The 26,509-nt window shown below is 59.7% G+C and carries 21 protein-coding genes; 15 read left to right on the top strand and 6 right to left on the bottom strand.

All coding sequences use genetic code 11. The features are described 5' to 3' along the window. Positions 1–46 precede the first annotated feature (46 nt). The 3 genes from AC1DNW_RS03415 to AC1DNW_RS03405 are packed head-to-tail and all read left to right on the top strand — an operon-like array spanning position 47 to position 2,923. Positions 47–985, top strand: a complete 939-nt coding sequence (locus AC1DNW_RS03415) for a carbohydrate ABC transporter permease (RefSeq protein ID WP_113300342.1) — start codon at positions 47–49, stop codon at positions 983–985. Next, positions 978–1,826, top strand: a complete 849-nt coding sequence (locus tag AC1DNW_RS03410; protein ID WP_115037551.1) for a carbohydrate ABC transporter permease — start codon at positions 978–980, stop codon at positions 1,824–1,826. Before AC1DNW_RS03415 ends, AC1DNW_RS03410 begins: the two co-directional genes overlap by 8 nt. A gap of 23 nt (positions 1,827–1,849) precedes the next feature. Further along, positions 1,850–2,923, top strand: a complete 1,074-nt coding sequence (locus AC1DNW_RS03405; protein WP_477851877.1) for an ABC transporter ATP-binding protein — start codon at positions 1,850–1,852, stop codon at positions 2,921–2,923. A gap of 99 nt (positions 2,924–3,022) precedes the next feature. On the opposite strand, the gene AC1DNW_RS03400 is transcribed toward AC1DNW_RS03405, so the two are convergent. Then, a complete protein-coding gene (locus AC1DNW_RS03400; protein ID WP_113300339.1) occupies positions 3,023–4,357 on the bottom strand; it encodes a dicarboxylate/amino acid:cation symporter in 1,335 nt (444 codons plus the stop codon). A gap of 206 nt (positions 4,358–4,563) precedes the next feature. Between AC1DNW_RS03400 and AC1DNW_RS03395 the strand changes: the two genes are divergently transcribed. From AC1DNW_RS03395 to AC1DNW_RS03365, 7 genes are all read left to right on the top strand, one after another. Next, positions 4,564–6,441, top strand: a complete 1,878-nt coding sequence (locus tag AC1DNW_RS03395) for a sensor histidine kinase (RefSeq protein WP_477851876.1) — start codon at positions 4,564–4,566, stop codon at positions 6,439–6,441. Further along, the gene (locus tag AC1DNW_RS03390) at positions 6,438–7,805 is read left to right on the top strand and encodes a sigma-54-dependent transcriptional regulator (RefSeq protein WP_477851874.1); all 1,368 of its coding nucleotides are present in this window, start codon (positions 6,438–6,440) and stop codon (positions 7,803–7,805) included. The genes AC1DNW_RS03395 and AC1DNW_RS03390 overlap by 4 nt, the downstream gene beginning before the upstream one ends. 133 nt (positions 7,806–7,938) lie before the next feature. Then, entirely contained in the window at positions 7,939–9,312 is a 1,374-nt protein-coding gene (locus AC1DNW_RS03385) for an FAD/NAD(P)-binding protein (protein WP_477851873.1), read from the top strand. Positions 9,313–9,685: 373 nt separating this feature from the next. Next, a complete protein-coding gene (locus AC1DNW_RS03380) occupies positions 9,686–11,629 on the top strand; it encodes a PrkA family serine protein kinase (protein WP_477851872.1) in 1,944 nt (647 codons plus the stop codon). 37 nt (positions 11,630–11,666) lie between these two features. Then, the gene (locus AC1DNW_RS03375; protein WP_477851871.1) at positions 11,667–12,944 is read left to right on the top strand and encodes a YeaH/YhbH family protein; all 1,278 of its coding nucleotides are present in this window, start codon (positions 11,667–11,669) and stop codon (positions 12,942–12,944) included. Beyond that, complete coding sequence (locus AC1DNW_RS03370) at positions 12,941–14,506, top strand: SpoVR family protein (RefSeq protein WP_477851870.1); 1,566 nt, start codon at positions 12,941–12,943, stop codon at positions 14,504–14,506. Before AC1DNW_RS03375 ends, AC1DNW_RS03370 begins: the two co-directional genes overlap by 4 nt. 123 nt (positions 14,507–14,629) lie before the next feature. Then, positions 14,630–15,061 carry a hypothetical protein gene (locus AC1DNW_RS03365; protein ID WP_113307464.1) on the top strand — a complete coding sequence of 144 codons (432 nt, stop codon included), beginning with the start codon at positions 14,630–14,632 and terminating at the stop codon, positions 15,059–15,061. Positions 15,062–15,085: 24 nt separating this feature from the next. Here the strand turns inward: AC1DNW_RS03365 and AC1DNW_RS03360 are convergent, their stop codons facing one another. Both AC1DNW_RS03360 and AC1DNW_RS03355 read right to left on the bottom strand, forming a co-directional pair. Beyond that, the gene (locus AC1DNW_RS03360; RefSeq protein WP_115037538.1) at positions 15,086–15,721 is read right to left on the bottom strand and encodes a glutathione S-transferase N-terminal domain-containing protein; all 636 of its coding nucleotides are present in this window, start codon (positions 15,719–15,721) and stop codon (positions 15,086–15,088) included. Between the two features lie 8 nt (positions 15,722–15,729). Then, complete coding sequence (locus AC1DNW_RS03355) at positions 15,730–16,095, bottom strand: metalloregulator ArsR/SmtB family transcription factor (RefSeq protein WP_113300330.1); 366 nt, start codon at positions 16,093–16,095, stop codon at positions 15,730–15,732. A 215-nt stretch (positions 16,096–16,310) separates the two neighbouring features. On the opposite strand from AC1DNW_RS03355, the gene AC1DNW_RS03350 reads away from it, so the two are divergent. The 5 genes from AC1DNW_RS03350 to AC1DNW_RS03330 all read left to right on the top strand — a co-directional run bounded on the left by AC1DNW_RS03350 (position 16,311) and on the right by AC1DNW_RS03330 (position 22,043). Continuing rightward, positions 16,311–17,156 carry an ABC transporter substrate-binding protein gene (locus AC1DNW_RS03350; RefSeq protein ID WP_477851869.1) on the top strand — a complete coding sequence of 282 codons (846 nt, stop codon included), beginning with the start codon at positions 16,311–16,313 and terminating at the stop codon, positions 17,154–17,156. Positions 17,157–17,166: 10 nt separating this feature from the next. Further along, the gene (locus AC1DNW_RS03345; RefSeq protein ID WP_477851867.1) at positions 17,167–18,297 is read left to right on the top strand and encodes an LLM class flavin-dependent oxidoreductase; all 1,131 of its coding nucleotides are present in this window, start codon (positions 17,167–17,169) and stop codon (positions 18,295–18,297) included. 24 nt (positions 18,298–18,321) lie between these two features. Further along, positions 18,322–20,151, top strand: coding sequence for a TRAP transporter large permease (locus tag AC1DNW_RS03340; RefSeq protein ID WP_477851866.1), 1,830 nt, complete (start codon positions 18,322–18,324; stop codon positions 20,149–20,151). A 17-nt stretch (positions 20,152–20,168) separates the two neighbouring features. Next, on the top strand, positions 20,169–21,167 hold the full coding sequence (locus AC1DNW_RS03335) for a TRAP transporter substrate-binding protein (RefSeq protein WP_477851864.1): 999 nt from the start codon (positions 20,169–20,171) through the stop codon (positions 21,165–21,167). A 501-nt stretch (positions 21,168–21,668) separates the two neighbouring features. Continuing rightward, positions 21,669–22,043, top strand: a complete 375-nt coding sequence (locus tag AC1DNW_RS03330) for a DoxX family protein (protein WP_477851863.1) — start codon at positions 21,669–21,671, stop codon at positions 22,041–22,043. Between the two features lie 284 nt (positions 22,044–22,327). Here the strand turns inward: AC1DNW_RS03330 and AC1DNW_RS03325 are convergent, their stop codons facing one another. The 3 genes from AC1DNW_RS03325 to AC1DNW_RS03315 form a co-directional block, all read right to left on the bottom strand. Continuing rightward, on the bottom strand, positions 22,328–23,395 hold the full coding sequence (locus tag AC1DNW_RS03325; protein ID WP_113307470.1) for a porin: 1,068 nt from the start codon (positions 23,393–23,395) through the stop codon (positions 22,328–22,330). A 510-nt stretch (positions 23,396–23,905) separates the two neighbouring features. Further along, on the bottom strand, positions 23,906–25,582 hold the full coding sequence (locus AC1DNW_RS03320) for an ABC transporter ATP-binding protein (protein WP_477851862.1): 1,677 nt from the start codon (positions 25,580–25,582) through the stop codon (positions 23,906–23,908). Next, on the bottom strand, positions 25,579–26,509 hold a 931-nt coding region (locus tag AC1DNW_RS03315; protein ID WP_477851861.1), incomplete at its 5' end, for an acetamidase/formamidase family protein. The genes AC1DNW_RS03320 and AC1DNW_RS03315, both read right to left, overlap by 4 nt.

The following is a 26,509-nucleotide window of genomic DNA, read 5'->3' as shown; positions in this document are numbered from 1 at the left end:
AAGCGGAGCGCCGGCATTGCTGCCGACGAGATACGAAAGCAGGAACATGGCCAATATTTCAGTCCTACCGACATCGAGTGCCGCAAGGCCGGCAAGACGAGCCGCAAACAGCAGGAGTTCGGTCGCACACGACCGGCTGACGGTGCTGCTGCTCTTTCTACCGCCGGCGCTGCTGCTCTTCACGCTCTTCGTCATCATGCCGATGGGCGAGGCGGCTTGGTACAGCCTTTACAAGTGGAACGGCTACGGCACGCCGACCGAGTTCATCGCGCTCCGCAATTTCCAGGTTCTATTCCGCAATGCAGCTTTCACCCAGGCGCTGGTCAATAACGGCCTGATCATCGTCATCTCGATCTGCATCCAGGTGCCTCTCGCCATCTGGCTGGCCACCATGCTTGCCCACCGCATTCCGGGGGTCGTCGGCTATCGCCTGATCTTCTTCCTGCCCTATGTGCTGGCGGACGTTGCCGCGGGCCTCATCTGGCGCTTCGTCTATGACGGCGATTACGGCCTGTTTGCCGCCATTTCCAACTTCTTCGGCTTTGCCAACCCTTACGTGCTCGCCGACAAGGACGTGGCGATCTATGCGGTGCTCGGGGTCATCGTCTGGAAATATTTCGGCTTTCACATGATGCTGTTCATCGCCGGCCTGCAATCCGTCGACAAGAGCGTGCTGGAGGCGGCCGAAATCGACGGCGCCACCGGCTGGCAGAAATTCCGCTACGTCACGCTGCCGCTGCTCGGTTCAACCCTGCGTCTCTCCATCTTCTTTGCCGTCGTCGGCTCGCTGCAGCTCTTCGACATGATCATGCCGCTGACCGGCGGCGGGCCGTCCAACTCCACCCAGACGATGGTCACCTTCCTCTACACCTATGGCGTCATGCGCATGCAGGTCGGCCTTGGCAGCGCCGTCGGCGTCGTGCTCTTCGTCATCTGCGTGACGCTCGCCTTCGGTTACAAAAGGATATTCATGCGCCATGACTGATATGAGCTCTTCCATCCGCATGAGCACGTCCACCCGCATCTATCTCTACGTATCGCTCAGCCTGATCGCGGCGATCGTGCTTGTGCCGCTGCTGACGACCGCGCTCGGCGGCTTCAAGACGCTGGGCGACCTGCGCACCAACCCATTCGGCCTGCCGACGGAATGGCAATGGTCGAACTACACGGACATTCTCTTCGGCGAACGTTACTGGCTGCAGATCGGCAATTCGCTTGTCATCGCAGCCCTCACGGTGCTTCTGACGCTGATCGTCTCGTCCATGGCGGCTTTCGCCTTTGCCCATGTCCGCTTCTTCGGCTCGTCCTTCCTGCTCAATTATTTCCTGCTCGGGCTGATGTTTCCGGCGGCGACTGCGATCCTGCCGCTCTTCATCCGCATCCGGGATCTCGGCCTGCTGAATACCTATTGGGGGGTGGTGCTGCCGCAGGTGGCCTTCGGTCTCGGCATGAGCATCCTGCTATTTCGCAACTATTTCCGCAACCTCCCGGAAGAATTGTTCCAGGCAGCCTTTGTCGACGGTTGCGGTTATCTGCGCTTCTTCTGGCATATCTCGCTGCCGCTTTCCCGCCCGATCGTCGCAACCGTCAGCATCATCTCCTTCGTCGGCAGCTGGAACAGCTACATCCTGCCGCTGATCATGCTGAACTCGGAATCCAAATATCCCTGGCCGCTCGGCATCATGGTCTATCGCGGCGAATACGGCACGGAGTGGCAATTGGTGCTGGCCTTCATCACGCTCACCATCCTGCCCACCATCATCGTCTTTTTCGTCGCCCAGAGACACATCATCGCCGGATTGACCGCCGGCGCCGTGAAGTCCTGAGCCGAGCCATTGGAGGTGTTATCATGGCATCTGTTTCACTGAACGATATTCGCAAGGCCTATGGCGCCGTCGACGTCATCCACGGCATTTCGCTTGACATCGAGGATGGGGAGTTCGTCGCCCTCGTCGGACCGTCCGGCTGTGGAAAATCGACGCTGCTGCGGATGATCGCCGGCCTGGAGGAGATCACGGACGGCGAGATCGCGATCGGCGGCGCTGTCGTCAACGGCATGACGCCCCGCGAACGCAACATCGCCATGGTCTTCCAGTCCTACGCGCTCTATCCGCATATGACGGTCGCGGAAAATATGGGTTTCAATCTGAAGCTCGCCGGTGTGGGGAAACCGCAGATCGAGGCCCGCGTCGCCGAGGCCGCCCGAATGCTGGATCTCGCCCAGCTTCTCGACCGCAAGCCGGCCCAGCTTTCCGGCGGCCAGCGCCAGCGTGTCGCCATGGGCCGCGCTATCGTGCGAAACCCTGCCGTCTTCCTGTTCGATGAGCCGCTGTCCAACCTCGATGCCAAGCTGCGTGTACAGATGCGCTCGGAAATCAAGACTTTGCACCAGAAGGTCAGGACAACCTCGATCTATGTCACGCACGACCAGATCGAGGCGATGACGCTTGCCGACCGTATCGTCGTGCTCAATCAGGGTAGGGTAGAGCAGCAAGGTACGCCGCTCGAACTCTACAGGAAACCGGCCAACCTCTTCGTTGCCGCATTCATCGGATCGCCGGCGATGAATATGCTCGACGGCACGGTGGACGGGGAAAACGGTCAGCCGGCCGCGCGTCTTTCGGATGGAACTGCCATCCGCATCGCTCCGGACCGCAAGGTCCGTCCCGGCCAGGCGGTGACTGTCGGCCTGCGCCCCGAGCATCTGACGCCTGATGGCAAAGAGGGAAACGTGCTTGCCGGGCAGACCCTGCTCGTCGAGCCAACCGGCGCCCAGACGCATGTCGTCTTCGATCTTGCCGGCCAATCTGTAACTGCCGTAGTGGATGGAGCTTATGCTGCCCGCTACGGCGCCCGTTTCGAGGCCAATATTGCCAGCGAACAGGTTCATATCTTCGACCGAGGCACCGGTCTCGCGCTTTGATTCGGAGAGATTGCTGGCGGCTGGGCGTGTCCCGGACCGTCGAAATCAAAAAATCCGCCGCCGATCGTATGATTGGCGGCGGATTTGTCTTGTCAGTGCCTATTCGGCGGGCTGTGCCGCCAGGGCAAGCAGATCGCTCTCATCCCGCAGGTCGCCCGCCATCGCGGCGGCAAAACGGGTCTGGTCGAGTTCGTTTTCCCAGCGGGCGACGACGATGGTTGCAACCGCATTGCCGACAAGGTTCGTCAGTGCCCGGCATTCCGACATGAAGCGGTCGATACCGAGGATGAGCGCCATGCCGGCGATCGGAACCGAGGGGACGACCGAGAGTGTCGCGGCAAGCGTGATGAAGCCGGCACCGGTGATACCTGCGGCACCCTTGGAGCTCAGCATGGCCACCAGAAGCAGCAGGATCTGGTCGCCGAAGCTCAGATGCGTATCCGTTGCCTGGGCGATGAAGAGCGCTGCCAGGGTCATATAGATGTTGGTGCCATCGAGATTGAAGGAATAGCCGGTCGGAATGACGAGGCCGACGACCGAGCGCTTGCAGCCGGCGCGCTCCATCTTGTTCATCAGACCGGGCAGGGCGGCTTCCGACGACGACGTGCCGAGCACCAGCAGCAGTTCTTCCTTGATATAGCGGAGCAGCGCCAGGATGGAGAAGCCGTTGTAGCGGGCGACTGCGCCGAGCACGACCAGCACGAAGAGCAGCGACGTCAGATAGAAGGTGCCGATCAGGAAGGCGAGGTTGGCGATCGCGCCGATACCATATTTACCGATGGTGAAGGCCATGGCGCCAAAGGCACCGATCGGCGCGAACTTCATCAGGATCGCGACGAGGCGGAAGACCGGAGCGGTCAGAACCTGGAAGAAGTCGAGCACCGGTTTGCCGCGCTCGCCGACGGAGCCGAGCGCGATGCCGAAGACGACCGAGAAGAACAGCACCTGCAGAATGTCGCCCTTGGCGAAGGCGCCGACGATCGTATCCGGGATGATGTTCATCAGGAAGCCGACGATCGTCGCATCATGGGCCTGGGCGGCATAATTGTTGACCGCCTTCGTATCCAGCGTCGCCGGATCGATATGCATGCCGGCGCCGGGCTGCAACACGTTGGAAACGACGAGGCCGACGACAAGCGCCAGCGTCGAGAAGACGAGGAAATAACCGAGCGCCTTGCCGACCACGCGGCCGAACTTCTTGAGATCAGACATTCCGGCAATGCCGGTGGTGACAGTCAGGAAAATGACCGGCGCGATCACCATGCGCACGAGCTTGATGAAGGCATCTCCGAGCGGCTGCAGCGAAGCGCCGAGGGAAGGATAGAAATGGCCAAGCAGAATGCCGGCGGCGATGGCGGCAAGCACCTGCACATACAGGTGCCGGTAAAAGGGAGTTTTGCCGCGCGCTTCGGCGGCATTCATTGCGATATCCATGGTATCCTCCGCTATGCCGAGCGCCAAATAGGCGGCGGGCAAGTCATGATGGTCAAACAGCCTCCCGACTGCTGAGTACGCAGTTGCAACGCGCGTGCCAGTTTCCCAAATGGGGATAAGTGTTTGATATTATTATTGGAGCAATGGAGAATTCGGTTCAAAGGTGCGGAATTTCGCACAAAGTGATTTGCCGATCGTGCGAAAACATGCACAATGTTGCTATGCTCCAGCTGACCGCATCCGAACGTTTCCTGACGCCTGAGCAGCTACGCCGGCGCGCCCGGTCCTTCTGGCTGATCTTCGTAGCGCTCGCTGCGGTATTGATCGGAATGGAACTTTATGGCGCCGGCATTTATGGCCGCCTGCAGGCCATTGCAGCACTGGAGGATCAGGGGCAGACGGATGCCAATCTCAAGGTGGCGTTGCTGCGCGCCGTGCTCGAAGGGCCGCGGGCTCTGCCGCTCCTCCTTGCAGATGATCAGCAGGTGCGTGACGCTTTGTCATCAGAACGGAATGACGCCGTCATTGGGCTCGACCGCAAGCTCGGGAGCCTCGTTACCGGCACCCGTGCCTCGGTTCTTTATGTGACCGGCAAGAACGGCGTCGCGATTGCTTCCAGCAACTGGCAGGAACCCTTGAGCTTTGTCGGCAACGACTATTCCTTCCGTGATTATTTCCGCCGCGCGATGGAGACGGGCACGGCGGAGCATTTCGCTCTTGGCAATGTCAGCAACAAGCCCGGTCTTTATATTTCCCGACGGGTGGGGGATGCGGCGGCACCGCTCGGCGTCGTCGTCGTCAAGATGGAGTTCGACCAGCTGGAATCCGACTGGCGCGACGCAGCCCGGCCGGCCTATGTCACCGATGAGCATGGGGTCGTGCTGATCACCAGTCTGCCCTCATGGCGCTTCATGACAACGAAACTCCTGCCGCAGGACAGCGTCGCGGCGATCAGGAGCAGCCTGCAATTCGGCGAGGCGCCGCTGGTGCCATTGCCGATTGTCGAGAGGCAGGCGCTGAGGCCCGGGGCGGCAATCGTGCATGCCATCCTGCCGGGAGGCGGGGAGGACGAGTTCCTGCGGCTGCGCACGGACGTGCCTTCGACCTCATGGCAACTCGAATATCTGGTGCCGACCCAAGCGCCGGTGGCCTCTTCCGTGCGCGAATGGCGGTTACTGACGTTGGCCGGCCTCATTCCGGTGCTTGCGATCATGACCTTCCTGCTGCGCCGTCGCCAGGTCGCCGTCATGCGCATTGCGACCGAGCGGGCCGCGCGCGAAGAGCTTGAGCGACGGGTGCTGGAGCGGACGGACGATCTCAGCCGCGCCCGCGACCGGCTGCAGGCGGAGATATCGGATCACCGCGCGACCGAAGCCAGGTTGCAGGTGGTTCAGCAGGAACTTGTGCAGGCAAACCGCCTGGCGATTCTCGGGCAGGTCGCTGCCGGCGTGGCGCACGAGATCAATCAGCCGGTGGCGACCATCCGCGCCTATGCCGACAATGCCCGCACTTTCCTCAAACGCCAGCAGCCGGGCTCGGCCGATGACAATCTCGATGCGATTGCCGGCCTGACGGAGCGTATAGGAACCATCACCGAGGAGCTTAAAGCCTTTGCCCGCAAGGGTCGGACTGCGGCGGAGCCAGTGGAACTGCGGGCCGTTATCGAAGGCGCGCTCGTGTTGCTACGTAGCCGTTTTGCCGGCCGGCTCGACGCGCTTGATATCAGGCTGCCGCCGGCCGATCTGAAGGTGAGTGGAAACCGCATCCGTCTGGAGCAGGTGCTGATCAACCTCTTCCAGAATGCACTGGAAGCGCTGGACGGCAGGGAGGGAGCAAAGGTCGATATCTTCTGCGAGGAGACGGACAGCGCGGTGGCGGTGACTGTCGCAGACAACGGTCCCGGCATATCGGAAGACATCCTCGGCTCACTCTTTTCGCCCTTCAACACCTCGAAGGAACAGGGCCTCGGCCTCGGGCTGGTCATCTCCAAGGATATCGTTTCCGACTACGGTGGCCGCATCGACGTCGAAAGCAATGCGTGCGGCACACGCTTTACTATCCATCTGCAGAAAGCACAGGCATGAGCGATATGATCCCGGTCTTCCTTATCGATGACGACAAGGATCTCCTGAAGGCGACGAAGCAGACGCTGGAGCTTGCCGGTTTCTCCGTTTCGACCTTTTCTGCCGCTACGGAAGCATTGAAGGAGCTGAATCCGGAATTCTCCGGTGTCGTCGTGTCCGATATCCGCATGCCCCAGGTCGACGGGCTGCAACTCTTCGACCGCATACGGCAACTGGACCAAGACCTGCCGGTGATCCTGATCACCGGGCACGGCGATATCCCGATGGCCGTAAAGGCGATCCAGGATGGCGTCTATGATTTCATCACCAAGCCCTTCGCCGCGGATCGGCTGGCGCAGAGCGTGCATCGGGCGGCTGAAAAGCGCGGGCTCGTGCTCGACAATCGCTCGCTTCGCGAGGCAGCCGAACAGGCCCAGGGAGACCTGCCACTGATCGGCCAGACACCGGCCATGGAGCGCCTGCGACGGACGCTCCGGCAGATCGCCGACACGGATGTCGACGTGCTGGTAACCGGCGAAACCGGCAGCGGCAAGGAGGTGGTGGCGAGCCTGCTGCACCGCTGGAGCCGCCGGGCAAAGGGCAATTTTGTGGCGCTGAACTGCGGCGCCCTGCCAGAAACGGTGATCGAAAGCGAGCTCTTCGGCCACGAGGCGGGTGCATTCACCGGCGCCCAGAAGAAGCGCATCGGCCGCATCGAACATTCGAGCGGCGGGACGCTCTTCCTCGACGAAATTGAGAGCATGCCGGCTTCCGCACAGGTGCAGATGCTGCGTGTGCTGGAAATGCGCGAAGTCATGCCGCTTGGCACCAACGAGGTCCGGCCCGTCGACTTGCGTGTCGTGGCCGCCTCCAAGGTCGATCTCGGCAATCCGCGTGAACGCGGTGATTTTCGTGAGGATCTCTACTATCGCCTCAATGTCGTGACGATCAGCATCCCACCCTTGCGGGACCGGCGCGATGATATCCCGCTTCTCTTTGCCCACTTCACCGAACGCGCCGCCAACCGCTTCAGGCGTCCGGTGCCCCCGGCTTTGCCAGAACTGCATCGTCATCTGAAAGGGCATGATTGGCCGGGAAATGTGCGCGAGCTCTCGCATTTTGCCGAGCGATTCGTGCTTGGCCTTGAAACTACGCCGGCGGAGCCCGAGCAAAACGGGGGAGAGGACAAACAGGCCTTCCTGCCTCTGCCGGCGAGGATCGATCGCTATGAGGCAGATATCATCCGCGAGACACTGATCCGCAATGAGGGCGACGTACGCCGGACCATCGAAACACTCGGCATCCCGCGCAAGACCTTTTATGACAAGCTGCAGCGCCATGGTATCGAACGGGCAGCTTTCAGCCCTTCGAAGGCGGATGGCTGAGATGCCGGCATTTGCCAGCAGCGGAAAACGGGCCCGGAATAAACACTTGAAGCGGCGATGCTTCGGACCGTGACAACTCGTCGTCCTGCGCTAGATTGATCAGTGCTCATGCGGCCAATCATGGAATGAACGCTTGATTTATGATGTTGTTGTCGTCGGTTCCGGCTTCTCTGCGATAGCAGTCGTCTGCAATCTTGTCCGGAAACTTCCGCCGACGGCGTCCATCGCCGTCATCGGTGACGATCCGGGCTTCGGCAGAGGCACGGCCTATCGCACCGAAATGCATCTCCACCGCCTGAACGTTCCGGCAGCGCGAATGAGCCTCTTTACGGACAGACCAGCCGACTTCGTGGAATGGCTTGGTCGCAAGAACCGGCCGTCGCGGGATGCCGATTTTGCCTCGCGCAGCGATTATGGCCTTTATGTCAGGGACACGCTCGCAGATCTCCTGCGGCATCAAGCCCGTTGCCGCGTCGATTTCATCAGGTCCAAGGCCACAGGCTGTGTCGAACGCTATACGGGCGCGCTCGGCTTCCTGCTGGAACACGGCGGGGAAATCGCCGGTCGCCAGGTCGTACTCTGTCTCGGATTGGGCAATGCGAAATTGCCTGTCGATGTTACAGGTCTCAGTCTTGGTACGCGTTCGCATGTCATTGACAATCCCTGGCGCCTGTCCTGGCTGACACGGGTCGGTCCGCAGGACCGCGTCTGTATCCTGGGTTCGGGCCTTACCATGATCGATCAGGTTCTTGGGCTTCGCTCACACGGACATCGCGGTCATATCGATGTTCTCTCGCGACGCGGACTTGCACCGCACGGACATGCGCGCGATCCCAAACCGCCAGCAATCGTCGAGATCGATACAAAGACAGCGACGCTTAGCCAGATCCTGCGAGGGATCCGGAGGCAGGTCCGATCCGGAACTCCATGGCGAAGCGTCATGGATGGGCTGCGGCCGAGAACGCAGGCGATCTGGCAAGGTCTTGCACCCGCGGAGCGGTCGCGCTTTCTGCGGCATGCCCTGCCATGGTGGAATGTCTACCGTCATCGCGTAGCGCCGGACATTTATGACAGTTTTCAGCGTTTGAGACACCAGGGCGTCATCGCATTTCACGCCGGCTATCTCAAAACGCTCACCGACGCCGGCGAAGGGATTGATATCGAATATCGCAAGAGAGGAAGCAGTAGGATCGATATCCTTAATGTGGATTGGATCGTCAATTGCACCGGTATGGAACGTGCCGGGCTGGCGCATTCGCCGCTATTGCAGGAGATGCGCCGGCAAGGCTTCGTCGCCGCCGATCCGCTTGGCCTCGGAATCTCTGTCGACCGGAATTCGAAGGCGTTGAATTCTGAGGGTGTGGTGCAAACGAACCTCTATGCCGTCGGCGCTCTGACGGCCGGTCAGTTCTGGGAAATCACCGCCGTGCCCGATATCCGCACGCAAGCCGAACAGGTCGCAACAGAGTTAGCCATCTCAAACGAGGCACGGTCGCAAATTCTATAGGTTGTGCCGACGGATTGATTTCTATCTAATATTGTCTTTTTCGGCAGGGTCTTCTAACAAGCGCACAGGCCAGCGGCGAATCAGATTGTGCTTATTCAGGGCGTCACGTGTTCACGTCATTGGAATGACAGTGGATTGGCATTCTCGCAAAACCGCGCGCGAATAATACTCCTGGCGCAGATTCAAAGCTATAGAGCCGGTAAATTTTCAGAGATCAAATCGACGGGCTGCCCGCACTTTTTTGTGTAGCGATGCCGGAATGGCAGCCACGTCTTATTTCCGTCTCGGGAGCCCTTGATCTTTCGTAACATTGGCGCACCATCTTACTTAGCGAAGGCGAAAATCGCTGAGGCAGACCTTTATAGGAGGGCCTATGCTGACCAATTCCCTATTCGATGCGTTCACGCGTAACTATGAGTCTCGCCGCGAGACGGACATGTCTGTCGCGGACTATCTGGCATTATGCAAGAAAGATCCGATGGCCTATGCCAATGCCACCGAGCGCCTCCTCGACGCAATTGGCGAACCAGAAATCATCGATACAGCAAAGGATTCGAGGCTCGGCAGGGTCTTCATGAACAGGACCATCCGAACCTATCCGGCCTTTGCAGGCTTCTTCGGGATGGAAGAGACGATCGAGCGGATCGTATCCTTCTTCCGCCACGCTGCCCAGGGCCTCGAAGAGCGCAAGCAGATCCTTTATCTGCTCGGCCCTGTCGGCGGCGGTAAGTCTTCGCTTGCCGAGCGCCTGAAGCAGCTCATGGAGATCAATCCCATCTATGTGCTGAAGGCCGGTGACGACTTGAGCCCGGTCTTCGAAAGCCCCCTCAACCTCTTCGATCCCCTGACCATGGGGCCGTTGTTGCTAGAGCAATACGGCATTCCAACCCGCCGCCTCAGCGGCTTGATGAGCCCATGGTGCCTCAAGCGCCTCGACGAGTTCGACGGCGATATCTCACGCTTCCGCGTCGTGAAAATCCAGCCGTCCCGACTTCGCCAGATCGCGATCGCCAAGACCGAACCGGGTGATGAGAACAACCAGGACGTCTCATCGCTGGTCGGCAAGGTCGATATCCGCAAGCTTGAGCACTATTCGCAGAACGACCCCGATGCCTACAGCTATTCCGGCGGTCTCAACCGCGCCAATCAGGGCGTGCTGGAATTCGTCGAAATGTTCAAGGCGCCGATCAAGATGCTGCATCCGCTGCTGACGGCGACGCAGGAAAGCAATTACATGGGCACCGAGAATATTGGTGCGATCCCGTTCTCGGGCATCATCCTTGCCCATTCGAACGAAGCGGAATGGCAGAGCTTCAAGGCCAACAAGAACAATGAAGCCTTCATCGACCGCATTTGCGTCATCAAGGTTCCCTACTGCCTCAGGGCCATGGAGGAGCAGAAGATCTACGAGAAGCTGATCGAAGGGTCGGAACTTGCGAGTGCGCCATGTGCTCCGGCGACATTGGAAATGCTTGCCCGTTTCTCGGTCCTGTCACGACTTCGCAAGCACGAGAATTCAAATCTCTTTTCGAAGATGCGTGCCTATGACGGCGAAAGCCTGAAGGAAACCGATCCGCGCGCCAGAAGCGTGCAGGAATATCGGGATGCTGCCGGCGTCGACGAGGGCATGGACGGAATATCGACACGTTTTGCCTTTAAGGTTCTAGCGTCGACATTCAACCACGACACGACGGATATCGGTGCCGATCCGGTGCATCTGATGTATGTCCTGGAACAGGCTATCCGCCGCGAGCAGTTTTCCGAGGAGACGGAAAAGCGCTACATGGAGTTCATCAAGGCAGAACTGGCACCGCGCTATGCGGAATTCATCGGCAACGAGATTCAGAAGGCCTATCTGGAATCCTATTCCGACTATGGTCAGAATCTCTTCGATCGTTACGTCGACTATGCCGATGCCTGGATCGAGGACACCGATTTCAAGGATCCGGATACCGGGCAGATGCTCGACCGCGAACTTCTGAACCAGGAATTGACGAAGATCGAAAAGCCGGCGGGTATCGCCAACCCAAAGGACTTCCGCAACGAGATCGTCAAGTTCTGCCTCAGGTCGCGCGCCGCCAATGGCGGCAGGAACCCATCCTGGACGAGTTATGAAAAAATTCGGGAAGTGATCGAAAAGCGAATGTTTTCGCAGGTCGAGGATCTGTTGCCGGTCATTTCCTTCGGGTCGAAGAAGGATAGCGAAACCGAAAAGAAACACAGTGAATTCGTCTCGCGCATGGTGGCGCGGGATTATACCGAACGGCAGGTTCGCCGGCTGGTGGAGTGGTACATGCGCGTCAAGCAGGCGAGTTAGGTAGGTTGTCCGAGCGAGTACCCATGTAGGAGCAAACATGCACATCATTGACCGGCGGCTTAATCCGCGCGGTAAAAGTCTAGAAAATCGACAACGGTTTCTACGGCGTGCCAAGGACGCCGTCGGGCAAGCGGTAAAACAATCTTTGCAGAACCGCTCCATTCGCGATGTGCTTGATGGGGGCGAGGTCACTCTTCCGATAGGCGGCATGGCCGAACCGGGCCTTCACCGGGGCGGAGGGGGAATTCAGGATCGCATCCTTCCGGGCAACCAGAAATTCGTCGAGGGCGATTTCATCAGGCGTCCGCCGGCTTCAGGCGGCGGACGTTCGTCAGAGGCGGGGGAAGGCGATGGCGAAGACGGCTTCCGCTTCGTGCTTACCCGGCAGGAATTTCTCAACATCTTCCTAGAGGATCTGGAATTGCCTGACCTCGCCAAGCGCAGGCTGAGCGAGACCGAGGAAGTGACGCCGCAAAGGGCCGGTTTTTCCGTCTCCGGTTCTCCTTCCAATATAGCCGTCGGGCGCACCACACGCCTTGCCATGATGCGGCGCCTGGCACTTCACCGGCCGAAGGCAGAGGAAATAGAAGCGCTCCAGAAGCAGATCGACGAATGCGACGACGCGGAGGAGCGTCTTGCCCTGGAAGAGAAGCTGAAAACGCTGACCATCAAGAGCAAGCGCATCCCCTATATCGATCCGCTGGACGTGCGCTATCGGCGATTTGAAAACACGCCGAAACCTGTCGTGAAGGCGGTGATGTTCTGCCTCATGGACGTGTCCGGTTCCATGAGCGAGCATATGAAGGATCTCGCCAAGCGCTTTTACCTGCTTCTCTATCTCTTCCTGTCGCAGCGCTATGAAAAGGTGGAGATCGTCTTCATCCGGCATACGGAAAAGGCCGAGGAAGTCGATGAGGAAACCTTCTTCTACAGCCCGGCGACAGGCGGCACGCTGGTATCCAGCGCACTTGCCGCGATGCGCTCGATCGTTGCCGCGCGCTTCGATGCCACTGAGTGGAATATCTATGCGGCGCAGGCTTCGGATGGCGATAATTCTTATTCCGACGGCGCTCTGACCGGCCAACTCCTGCAGCAGGAAATTCTGCCTGTCTGCCAATATTTCGCCTATATCGAGGTTGGTGAGGAAGGCGGCGATTCCTCGATTTCGAGATCGCCTCTTTGGGCGCTTTACAATGAGATCCGGTCCGACGGGCTTCCGCTTGCCATGCGCAAGGTCTGCCGCAAGAACGAGATCTTTCCGGTCTTCCATGACCTGTTTCAGAAGAAAACCGCCAAGGCAGGGGCTACGCCATGAAGACCAGCACTCGGCATAAGGAAAAGCTGCTGTTTGAAGGCGCGGACTGGGATTTCCCCACCCTGCAGCGCATTCATGACGCCTGTGAAGATATTGCTCTCGGCGAACTGGGACTCGATGTCTATCCGAACCAGATCGAGGTCATCACATCGGAACAGATGCTCGATGCCTATTCCTCGACGGGCATGCCGCTCTTCTATCGCCACTGGTCCTTCGGCAAGCATTTTGCTCATCACGAAGCCTTCTACCGCCGCGGGATGCGCGACCTCGCTTATGAGATCGTCATCAACAGTTCGCCCTGCATCTCCTATCTGATGGAGGAGAACACGGCGACCATGCAGACGCTGGTTATTGCACACGCCGCGTTCGGCCATAACCACTTCTTCAAGAACAACTATCTGTTCAAGCTCTGGACCGATGCCGAGGGCATCCTCGATTATCTCGACTTCGCCAAGAGCTATATTTCCCGCTGCGAAGAACGATATGGCGAAGTGGCCGTCGAACGCACGCTCGATGCCGCCCATGCGCTGATGTCCCACGGCGTGCACCGCTATGCCGGCAAGACAACGGTGGATCTCAGGCTGGAGGAAAAGCGGCTACAGGAGCGTCGCGCTCACGAGGAGAAGATCTTCAACGATCTCTGGCGCACCGTGCCCGCTGGTCTCAAGCGCAGCAAATCCGACCGCGATTTGGAGCGCAGACGTGCGGCTCTTGGCTTGCCGCAGGACAATATCCTCTACTTCCTCGAAAAATCGGCGCCCCGGCTCCATTCCTGGCAGCGGGAGATATTGCGCATCGTGCGCCACGTCGCCCAGTATTTTCATCCACAGCGCCAGACCAAGGTGATGAACGAGGGAACCGCCACCTACGTCCATTACAAGATCATGCAGCGCCTGCACGAGCGCGGGCAGCTCAGCGACGGCAACTATTTCGAATTTCTGAAATCGCATACGAATGTCGTCTTCCAGCCGATGTACGACGATCGGCGTTTCTCGGGCTTCAATCCCTATGCGCTGGGTTTTGCGATGATGCAGGATATCGAGCGCATCGTGACGGAGCCGACCGGGGAAGACCGCGAATGGTTTCCCGATATCGCCGGGCGGGGCGATCATATGGCCGTCCTGCGCGATATCTGGGCCAATTATCGCGACGAGAGCTTCGTCAGCCAGTTCCTGAGCCCGAGCCTCATGCGGCGGTGGCGCATGTTCCAGCTCCACGATGATCCGGAGGTTCAGGAAGGTATTCTGGTTTCGGCGATCCATGACGAGCGCGGTTATCGACGCATCCGCCGGCAGCTCTCCCGCGGCTACGACATAGGCCACACCGACCCGGCTATCGAAATCGTCGACGTCGATCTGGCCGGCGACCGCAGATTGCTGTTGCAGCACCGGGCCAGCAATGACGAGTTCCTGGAAGAGGAGGATCTGAAGCTCGTCCTGCAACACCTAGCCGATCTCTGGACCTACGATGTTCTCCTGGAGGAGCTCGACAGCAAGGACAACATCGTCAGGAAACATGTCGCCCATCCGCGCACCTTTGCAAGACAAAGCGAATTTGCCTGAATGGGCGTGATTTCGCCTGCGTCTGGGAGGCAAGATTCTCCAAACGTGATTGGACAGGCAGCGCAGTTGGTATCAACCTTCAGATTGGGGGCGTGCAGTCTATTTTCCAAATAGGAGGCCGCCATGGAACAATACGCAGTCGATCAGCTTAAGGCTATAGCCAAGGTCAGCCGTACCACTCCACAACTGTCTCGCGCAGAGCGCTTGGACCGGTGGGCGGCGCTCCTGGAAGGCGATTCCGCGCGTTCGCTCGTTACCCTTCGGGAAACCGAATATCTGCCCCGCGACCAGCGGATGATGATGAGGATCGCCGGCTCGCCCATATCCGTAGCCTATGCCGATCCGGTTCTGCGTGCCGCGGGTCTTGAGGGCGATACCTATGGGGATGCCCAGAGCTTCTTCGATCTTAACGATCGACAGCTGCACGGGCTCGTCTGCTCCTGCCATTTCGGAGCACAGGTCGATGCGGGTGTCGTCGCCCGCCATCTGAGAGCGACGTCTATATCCGGCTTCAAGGGCATCGTGGCGCGCATGCGGCTGCTTTTCACGCGATAGGCTGACGGCCAACAATTTTGGCGATTAGAGACCTGGCAGCGGAACCGGGCCGGTGAAATGCGGCACTTCGTAGCCGCGTTTCACCTGCGGCCGGGCGGCAAGCTGCAGATACCATCGGCGAACATTCGGGAAGTCGCTGAGGTCGATCTTGTGGCGCATAAAGCGCGAGACCCAGGGCCAGACGGCCATGTCGGCGATGGAATAGTCATCGACGAGGTGCTCCCGGCCATCCAGCCGTGCGTCGAGCGTTTCATAGAGCCTGATGGTGTCCCGGCGGAAAAGCGCCTCGGCGAAGGGTGCGCGGCCTTCATTGTAGGTCAGAAAATAGTGCGCATGGCCGAGTGTCGGGCCGAAGCCGCCCATCTGCCACATCAGCCATTCGATGGTGTGATGGCGCGCAGCGCCTTCGCGCGGCAGGAACCGGCCGGTCTTTTCGGCGAGATAGAGGAGAATAGCTCCGGATTCGGCAAGCGTGATGCCGGTCTCGTGGTCGACGATGGCTGGGATCTTGCTGCCGGGATTGATCGCCAAGTAGCCGGCGGAAAACTGATCGCCTCTGGTGATATCGATCGTGTGGGTCTTGTAGGGAAGGCCGAATTCCTCGAGCGCAATCGATATCTTCAGGCCGTTCGGCGTAATCCAGGTATAGAAATCGATCATCTGGACGGTCAGTCGAACATCACTTCATCGACCGGCAATTTTGCCATGCCGAAACGGCCGGTGACGTCGTCGAGGCCGGAGAACATGTCCCGCAACGCGTGGACAATGGTTTCGACGTTCGGATCGACGACGCGATAGACGATTGCCTTGCCCTCGCGGCGTCCTTCGATGACACCGGCTTCGCGCAATTCCGTAAGTTGCTGCGAAAGCGTCGGCTGGCGGATCCCGAGTTCTTCCTCCAGCGCCGAAACGGACGCTTCGGTTTCCATCAGGTAACAGACGATCGCCAGCCGGTTCGCATTGGCGATTAGCTTCAGAAGTTCGCTCGCTTCGCCGACGCTTCGGCAGACCCTCGATGATACGGGCTTGGTCATGGCCACCTCTTTTGTTCTACAAAAAAGTAAAGTGAGCTCGTCGAAATTTCAATGCCGAGCCTACCGACAGGGATGGTTGCGGCAGAAGATTTTATTATCGGTAGATTTTATAGGTTTTTGATTTGGTTTCATGCCGCTTCTCGGGACGACATTTCTCGCCATCAATTTATAAAAAAGTAGATTGAATGCAATGACAATTCTTGAGCGGAATGAAGATGAGAATCGGCGTTCACCCCTACAATCTCCACCTGCGGCTCGCCAGCGTCTGGCCCGGTGCCTTTGCGGGTCTCGATCCCATCTTCGTTCCCTATAGTGAAGGTCGTGATACAGCGTCCTTGCTCGAAAGCGGCGCCATCCATTTCGGCGGAACGGGCTCGACGCCACCGATCGAGGCGGATGCCCGTGGCCTCGGTGTCGAATATGTCGCCGCATCCGCGCCCCGACCTGCCAATGGCGCGATCTTCGTGCGTGCCGCCAGTGATATCGGCTCCGTTGCCGATCTTGCGGGGCGCAAAATTTCGCTGATCGACGGTTCGTTTCATACCTATCTGCTGGCCCGCAGCCTTGAGGGTGAGGGCCTTGCGCTTGAGGACGTCGAACGCATCGAAAGCGGCACGCGGGATTCCCTGACGGAATTGCTTGAGGGCAGGGTGGATGCCTGGGTTGCCATGTCTCCGCGGCTGGAGAAGGCGATCGGCCGCACCGATCTCCGCCTCATCGTCCATTGCGGCGCGACCATTCCCAATCGGTCGCTGTTCTGGAGCCTTGCTCGCATCGGGCTCTCTCCCGCCGAAATCGCCGGTATCGCCTCGGAGCTTGCCCGGGTTGGCCGCGAGATTACTGCGGACCCGGTGAGGGCGGCTCATCTTCTGGCGGAAAACGACCGCAGCGGCACCGATGCCGAAGCCTGGGAGCGGGTGGTGCGCTCGCGCGATTTCTCGGTCGTGCCGATCGATGCAGCAGTGCTTGCCGAGCAGCAGGAAGAGGCAGACACGCTTTTCCGCCATGGCCATTTTGATCGCGCGGTCGCCATTGTCGGGCCGCTGGAAGCAACGAAGTGAGGAGCCGGGGATGAACGTCTTCTGGTATATGTGCGCGCCTGACGGCGCTTATCCGTGGCAGCCGGAAGGCTCCCGTCAGGTCGATTACGGCTATTACAAGCAACTCGCCCAGGCCTATGACCACCTGGGTTATACCGGTGCGCTGTTTGCGACCGGTGCTCACGATGTCTGGGTGCTGGCAAGTGCGCTGCTCTCCTATACCGAAAGGCTGCGTTTCCTCGTCGCTATTCATCCGGGGCTCGTCGCGCCGACGCTGCTTGCCAAGATGGCAGCGACTTTCCAGGAATTTGCCCGCGGGCGTCTGCTGATCAATGTCGTTTCCGGCGACGCCAAGATGCTCGGCGCTTACGGCATGATGCTGCCGCATGACCAACGCTACGACATGGCGGATGAATATCTGCAGCTCTGGCATCGTCTCTTTGCCGGCGAAAGCGTTACCCATCAGGGCAAGTACTTTTCCACCGACGGCGCCAAGCTTGCCTTGCCCGTTGGCGAAAGCATCGCCCCGCCGCCGCTCTGGTTCGGCGGCTCCTCCGAGAAGGCGCTCGATGTCGCGGCAAAGCACGTCGATACCTATCTTTCCTGGGGCGAAACGCCCGACCAGATCAAGGACAAGGTAGAGGCCGTGAAGGCGCGTGCGGCCCACTACGAGCGTGAGCTCGAATATGGCATCCGCCTCTACGTGATCGTCCGCGATACCGACGAGAAGGCGTGGGAAGCTGCCGCCGACCTCTACAGCCGCATGGACGATGCCGCAATTGCCGCCAATCAGCGCTTCATCGCCCGCAGCGATTCCGTCGGCCAGCAGCGCATGACGGCTCTGCATGGAGGCCTGAAGCCAGCCAACCTGCGTGATCTCGAAGTCGCCCCGAACCTCTGGGCCGGCATCGGTCTCGTGCGGCCCGGCCCCGGGACGGCAATTGTCGGCTCACCGGATACCGTGCTGCGTACGCTAGAGGCCTATCAGAAGGCTGGCGTGGAAACCTTTATTCTTTCCGGCATGCCCCTGCTTGAGGAAGCCTATCGTTTCGGCGAAAAGGTTCTGCCGCGTCTCGATGTCAGCAGGGAAGTGTCGAAGGCGCGCAACTACACCTGGTCGACTCTCTTCGATCGCGACCTTTCCACCGTCAAGAGCGCCTGACCCTCCGGCAAGAAAGCAAGTTCCGTGGCAGCAAGCGAATTCCATCCAGCTGAACAGGAGACGACGGGTAACGGGCTTGCAGCCCGCATCCTGAGGGCGATCGAAGCCGTACTTGGCGTCGCCGCCGCGTCAGTGCTTGCCGTGCTGCTTGTCATGGTGCTGGTCAGCGTCTGCATGCGCTATTTCTTCGCGGCCGGCTTCATCGGTGCGGAAGATCTCGGCATCTGGCTGCATGTGCTGCTGATCGCACTCGGCGCGCCGCTCAGCCTCAACAGTGCGCTTGCCATGCGTCTCGATGTCTTCGTCAACATGCTGCCGGAGCGGCTGCGTCCGGCAACGCAGATCTTAGCCGATGTCTTTACCGTGCTCTCCGGCCTCATCCTGAGCTTTGGCGGCAGCGAGATCATGACCATGCTCGGCGGCACGTCCCCGACGCTCGGCGTGCCGGAATGGATCCGCTTCGGTTTCCTCGGCGCCGGAGGCGCGCTGATCCTCGTCGTCCTTCTGCTGCAGCGCATCGCTGAAGGGAGGGCTTGGCCGGTCCTCCTCTCGATCGCCATCGGTGCTGCACTCTACACCGGCATTCCCTTGATCTCCATCGAACTCGACTGGCCGCCCAGCATCTTTCTCGGGCTGATCGCCGCGATCGGTCTTGTGCTCGCAGCACCGCTGCCGCATGCTTTTCTGGCGGCCGCCTATGTGGTGATTGCCTTCGGCAGCAGCCTTCCGGAACCGGCCATCGTCTCTTCGACGGTCACCGGTATTTCAAAATTCCTGCTGCTTGCCATTCCCTTCTTCCTGCTTGCAGGCGGCCTTCTGACGGCATCGGGCGTTGCCAACCAGCTGGTGCGCTTTGCCGCTGCCATGGTCGGTCATCGCCGCGCCGGTCTTGCGCAGACGACGCTGCTCACCAGCGTGCTCTTTTCCGGTGCCTCCGGCTCCTCGGTTGCCAATGCCGCGTTCGGCGCATCCACCTTCCAGCCGGAACTCGTCCGGCACGGCTATCCGCCGGCAAAGGCTGCGGCGATCATCGCTGCGACCTCGGTGCTCGACAATGTCATCCCGCCATCGATCGCCTTTCTGATCCTTGCAACCGCCACCAATCTGTCGGTCGGTTCACTGCTGGTCGGCGGCTTCTTCGCCGGCGGGCTAATGGCCATCTGCCTTGCGGTTGCCATTCATCTGACGGTCCGCGACCAAGCGCCACTGCCGCGGGCCACATCTGCGCAACGCTGGCAATCGGCCGTCCAGGCAATCCCGGCCTTCGGTCTCGGCGTCATCGTCGTGGTTGGTATCCGTATCGGCATCGTCACGACGACCGAAGCTGCAGCCCTTGCCGCCTTCTATACTTTCCTGCTTGGCATCGGCGCGCGGCTTGGCATCTATTCGCTGTACGCCGCTTTCCGGCAGGCTGCCGTCGAAGCGGCAGCGATCGGCCTGCTGATCGGCACGGCCGGCCCCTTTGCCTTCCTTTTGGCCGTCGACGATGTCTCTGGCCTGATCTCACATCTGACGACGGTGCTCGGCGGCAGCGCGCTTGCGGTGATCCTGCTGTCGAACATCATCCTGCTGATCGTCGGGCTGGTTCTCGATATCGGCGCTGCAATCCTGCTGTTCGGGCCGATCCTGCTACCGGCCGCAGTCGCCGCCGGCATCGACCCCATCCATTTCGGTGTCATCATCGTGGTCAACCTAATGATCCACGGCCTGACCCCGCCACTCGGCATGCTGATCTTCGTCGTCAGCGGTGTCACCCGCATTCCAGCCTCCGCCCTCTTCAAGGCTGTTGTTCCCTACCTGGCTGCTCTTCTCGTCTCGCTCGCAATCCTTTGCGCCTGGGCGATCATCTTCTAACCGACAGGATCTCATCCATGGATAACCTCAATCGACGCAATTTCCTGAAGACCGCAGCGATCGCAGGCACCGCCCTTGCCGCACCGGGCTTCGTTCGCATCGCGGCTGCGCGGACGACGGCGATCACCATTGCCTCGCTGCTTGGTGACGATAAACCGGAGACCAAGATCTGGGTGAAGATCAGCGAGCTGGTCGAAGCCAAACTGCCTGGCCAATTCAAGTTCAATATCGTCAAGAACGGTGCGCTTGGCGGCGAAAAGGAAGTGGCAGAGGGTGTTCGCCTCGGCTCCATCCATGCCAGCCTTTCGACTGTCTCTTCGCTCTCCGGCTGGGCGCCGGAACTGCAGATCCTTGACCTTCCCTTCCTGTTCCATGATGCCGATCATGTCCGTCGCACCGTTAGCGGCGATGTCGGCACCGATCTGAAAGGCAAGCTGCAGGCACAGAGTTTCGTCGTCGGTGATTTCATCAATTATGGCGCTCGCCATCTCCTGACCAAGGAGCCGGTGACGCGCCCGGAACAGCTCAAGGGCAAGCGCATCCGCGTCATCCAGAGCCCGTTGCACACCAGGCTCTGGAGCGCCTTCGGCACAACGCCGATCGGCATTCCGATCACCGAAACCTATAATGCGCTGGCAACGGGCGTCGCTGACGCCATGGACCTCACCAAATCCGCCTATGCCGGCTTCAAGCTCTATGAGGTCGTGCCCTACATGACCGAGACCGGTCACATCTGGGCGTCGGGCATCGTCTATTATTCATCGACTTTCTGGGGTGGCCTGAACGACGAACAGAAGGCGGTCTTCCAGCAGGCGTCCACCGAAGGCGCTGCCTACTTCAACCAGCTCATCGTCGACGATGAGGCGGCATCCGTAGAAGTCTCACTGAAGAACGGAGGCAAGCTGTTGAAGCCGGAAGCCTTCGAGGAATGGCAGAAGGGTGCCCAAGGCGTCTGGGACGACTTCGCGCCCGTCGTCGGCGGACTGGACCGCATCAAGTCCGTTCAGTCCGCCTGATAAAAGTTCCGAGGAGACGGGAATAACATGCAGCCGTGTGTTATTCCCCGCCGACCTGTCAGCCCTCTTGTCGATACGCTGAGGCGACGCAAGGCCCATCAGATAGACACGCCGCCGCCTCGCGTCGCCGACCCGAACGAACATCCCGGATCATTTACAGAAATTGAGCAGGGAAACGACGTGTCCCCGTGCGCTGTTCTGGCTGCCGGTCGCTTGGCGAATCCTGCAAGCGCGACCTGATCGTGACCGCGGTCGCGCGGGCAGATGGCGCAGCCGCTGCAACGGCGGCATATCGCATGTGGAAATCGCCAGCGATGCCAGAAATAGCCGACACCGACGGCACTGGCTGCGTAAAGCGGCAATCATCAGCCGCACCGTTTGAACTGTAAGAATCATCAGCCGCGGATAATCAAATCCCCGACTATAAGGTTTCTGGCGAATTGACAGTATCGGGGCCACACCATAAGCCGGACTGTGACCGGCAATTAGGAGGCAGCGATAATGTCGATCTGGATTGGGCGAATTCTGTCAGCGGTGGTCGTTATTCTGCTCCTCGCTGATGCAGCCATTAATCTCTTTGCACCTGGGGTCATAAGGGCGGAAATGGAAGCAACCGGTTTCCCCGTCAATCTCGCCCCGGCGCTCGGCATTATTATCGCGGTCTGCGCGGTCCTTTATGCTGTTCCGAAAACAGCCTTCCTTGGCGCTATACTCGTAACCGGCTTTCTCGGCGGCGCAATTTGCACGCACTTCCGCCTGGGCGAATTTTTTACGCCTCCCCAGATCATCTGCCTATTTCTTGGCATTGCAGCATGGGGCGGCCTTTATCTGCGCGACCAGAGACTGCGCCAGTTGATGCCGCTGAACATGGTTTGAGCGCGGGGCCGCCTCATCCTCGAACGCCTCATCCTGGAATATGAAAAGGGTGGGCCATGGCCTCTACTCTGTCCATCGGATTACCCAGGCTCGCACAATAAAAAAGCTCGCCCTCGGGTGAGGGCGAGCTAATACCATCTACAGGAGTGGAATTCTGTGTCGATGGGTGAGGCCGATCCAGCAGGGAACCGGACCGACCTCCGTCTTCTGAATTGGAGGTCACCAAAGCAGAAGCCTGTGATGAAAAACCCCGAGATGCAATCCCGGGGTCTTCAATGTTCAGATTAGAACGAGCGCTGCAGACGGAAGTAACCGGTTGTGAAGTCGTCGCTATCTTCCGGATCCAGGTACTGTACCGAAGCCTTGGCGTAGAAGTTGTCAACGATCTGGTAGTCAACCGTCAGACCAACCTTCCAGGCATCGCCGGTACCGTCGAAGTCATCCGGAACGGTGTCGAACGCGCTGTGACCGCCGATGTAGTTGCCGTAGTACTGAACACCAGGGGTGATCTTGAGCTTGTCCGTTGCCTTGATGGCGTATTCGGCAGCAACTGCCCATTCAGCCGTCGAGTAGTAGGAGTTCGGGCCGCTGGAGTAGACAGCAGCGAGGCCGAGCGTGCCCGGGCCGAGTTCAGCCGTACCCATAGCGCGGATTGCGCCATCTTCGTTGTCGAAGTCCCAGCCGCCGGTAACCTGGTAGCTGAAGGCACCAGCCGTGCCGCCGATGCCGAAGGCAACGCCGACATTGTTCGGACCATCGTTAGCAACGAGGTCGCCCGTGAGCGGATCCACGTCGCCCTGGTAGACGCCGTCTTCAAGTTCGTCGACGCTGATACCAGCGTAGAAGGTACCGGTTTCGTACTGATAACGGATCGAGTTATGCAGCGTTACGACAGAACCGATGTCGTCGGTTTCGCCGGAGAGACCATCGTCCCACCAGGAGTAGAAGAGACCAGCGCGGAAGCCAGCGACGTCCAGGTAAGCGGAGTCGAGGATTGTGTCCTGGTTCGTTGCGTTGTCAGCGTTAGCCTGGAGAACGATCACGCCGGTGAGCGGACCGTATTCGGTGTCGCTCTTAGCCGTGAACTGAACCTGACCACGGGTAACTGCATCCCAGTCAGAGTCGTTGTCACCGCCGACGTTCGAGCCGACGTTAACCTGGAAACGGATGTAACCTTCGATCTTCAGGCAGGTTTCCGTGCCCGGGATATAGAAGTAGCCGGTGCCGTAGGCGTCGCAGACGCGAACGTATTCAACCGGTTCCGGCTCGGCAGCGACGATTGCGTCTGCTGCGAATGCCGGTGCAGCGATGAGGGCAGCTGCAGAACCAAGCAACATCATACGAATGTTCATGGAAAGCCAATCTCCTAAGTTCGAGTGCGTTCCACGAAAGAACGTCCCCTCTGATAAAACCCGATTAATTCGGTAAGAGCTAAAATAGCTGAAAGGCGCGAGGGCTCAACAACGAATGCTCTCATTTTGTAGAGAATTCTAACTAAACCATTGTGTGTGTGACAGATGTACAACAGTCCTTGCGCGGGTATTAACAAGAGGTAAAACAGAATAGCAAAATATTGCTATATTAGTACGACTTAGCCGAATTGGTGGCGACAAAATTGGCACGGCGGTTTGCCGCGCAATCCCGAATTTATCGAAAACTATCGGGCTCAGAGCCCGTATTTGCACATCTGAGACAGGCCGCCGAAGGAAAATCCGGCTGACAAAGGGATTGAAGCCGCCAGACGCGGCCGGCATTCAATCGCGCCGTGAGTCGCTCCAAACGATGGTTCGACGGAGGCCGAAGGCAAGCCCCGTGGAGGCGCACCGTTTCTGGGAACGCGCTCTATTCCTTATCAGGGAATCTCACACCCGTGCGCGCTGCGCTTCCGGATCGGGGATCGGAACGGCCGCCATCAGAGCCCTCGTATAGTCTTCTCCCGGGTGCTCAAAGATCTGGCGACGGGTGCCGGCTTCTACGATCCTGCCGTGGCGCATGACGGCGACCTTATGCGACATCCGTTCGACGACCGCCATGTCATGCGAGATGAAGAGGTAGGAGAGCCCCATGCTTTCCTGCAACTCCAGCATCAGATCAAGCACGCGGGCGCGGACAGACACGTCGAGTGCCGCAACGCTTTCATCAGCAACGATCAGCTTCGGCTCGAGCGCTAGGGCGCGGGCAATGCAAATGCGCTGGCGCTGACCGCCGGAAAATTCATGCGGATAGCGCGTGGCGGCATCGGCCGTGAGGCCAACACGGCGCAGGAGTTCTGCGACCCTGTCCCGTCGGTCGGATTTGCTGGCGATGCCATGGATGACCAGTGGTTCAGCGATTGCGGTGCCGACCGCCATGCGCGGGTCGAGCGAGGCATAGGGGTCCTGAAAGATCATCTGCGCAGTGCGGCGTATAGGCTGCATTTCGCGATGGCTGAGGCCAGCAATATTGCGGCCGCCGATCAACACATTGCCCGTGAAGGGGATGAGGCCGAGCACCGCCTTGCCCGTCGTCGACTTTCCCGATCCGCTTTCGCCGACGAGACCGAGCGTTTCGCCCGGCAAGATATCGAAGGAGACGTCGCTGACGGCTGCAGCCGGCGCCTTGCCTTTGAAGAGAAGGCTTGCCGCACTGCCATAGGTGACGTTAAGGCCACGCACATTCAGAACCGGGGTCCGGTCGGGATGCAGGGTCTCGATGCTGCGAGACGTGATGCGCGTCGGACCGTCCGTGCCGGAAAAAGCACCAAGGCGCGGCACGGCCGAAAGCAGTTGCTGCGTATAGGTCTGGCGCGGTGCACGGAAAATGGTGACCGCCGGGCCTTGCTCGATGACGCCGCCATTCTGCATGATGATGACGCGGTCGGCCATTTCGGCGACGACGCCCATGTCGTGGGTGATGAGGATGATCGATGTGCCGAATTCCGACTTCAGCTCACGCATGAGCTTGAGGATTTGTGCCTGCACCGTCACGTCGAGCGCCGTGGTCGGCTCATCGGCGATCAGCACCTTGGGACGGCAGGAGAGCGCCATGGCGATCATCACGCGCTGCCGCATGCCACCCGATAGTTCGTGTGGATATTGCTTCAGCCGCCGGGCAGGATCGGTGATCTGCACGGCATCGAGCATCTGTAGCGCGATTGCCTTGGCATTCTCGCTGCCCTGATGCTCCCGGATCGCCTCCGTCAGCTGTGCGCCGATCGACATGACCGGGTTGAGCGACGTCATCGGCTCCTGGAAGACCATAGCGATATCGCCGCCGCGCACGCCGCGCATGGCCCGATCGGAAAGTTTCAGCAGATCGCGTTCGCCGAGCATGATGCTGCCTGAGGCGACCTGGAGGGAGGCCTTCGGCAGCAATCCCATGATCGACAATGACGTCACCGATTTGCCTGAACCGGATTCTCCGGCCAGGCAAAGCGTTTCGCCGCTCGCCAGATCAAAGCTGATATCTTTCAGGACCGGTTTGCGTCCCTCCGGCGTTCGCGCATCGACACTGAGATTGCGGACGCTGAGAATGGGCGCGGCGGGCATGGCTTCAATCACGCGAATACGATCCTCGGGAAGTAGAAGGAGACGACCCAGTTTGGCATATCGACGATTTCGCTGATGCGCAGATCGCCGCAGACCGAGCAGAGCAGATAGGCATCGACCGCGCTCATGCCATGCTCGGCGGTCAGAAGATCGATCATGCGCATCACACTTTCGCGCGCGCCTGTCATCAGGTCGGGGCCGATGCCGGTGGTAACTTCATAGCCCATACCATCAAGATGGCGGGTGACGGGTTCGGTCGTCGTGAAACGCGGCGTCTGCAGGCGCGCATCCTTGACGAGCTCGATTGTCGCCTCGACATTCATCTGGCTTTCGATCGCGGTACCGCAGACTTCGCCGTCACCCTGTGCGGCATGCGTATCGCCTATAGAGAAGAGTGCGCCCTCGACCTCGATCGGCAGATAGAGCGTCACACCGGCGGTCAGGTCGCGAATATCCATATTGCCGCCGACGCGGCGTGGCGGCACGACGGAATGGGTGCCGGGCTCGGCGGGAGCAACGCCGATGGTCCCGGCAAAGGGCTTCAGCGGTACACGGCCGCCGGGGCCGTAAAGAGCAGGCGTCATGCTGTTGGCGTCATAGGACCAGACATGCAGCGCCGGATCCTTGAACTGGTCGGCGAGCAGGCCGAAGCCCGGAATATTGGCCGTCCAGCCGGTGCCCGAGGGGATGAACTTGCGCAGTGTCACCTTCAATGCGTCGCCAGGCTTGGCGCCCTCGACGTAGATCGGGCCGGAGACCGGGTTGATCTTGCCGAAATCCAGATTGTTCAGCGTATCCAGCGTCGCATCGCTGCCGAGCTGGCCGCCCGAGGAATCCAGGCATTCGAAATGGATGGTCTCGCCAGGCTTGGCGACGACGGCCGGGGCGAAGTCCTTGTTCCAGCCAAAATTATGCTGGGCGCGGTGAATGGTATGGCTG

This window comes from Rhizobium sp. 05L429 (genome assembly GCF_056397645.1).
The sequence above is the reverse complement of the archived record's forward strand: the minus strand, read 5'-3'. Positions and strand labels throughout refer to the sequence as shown.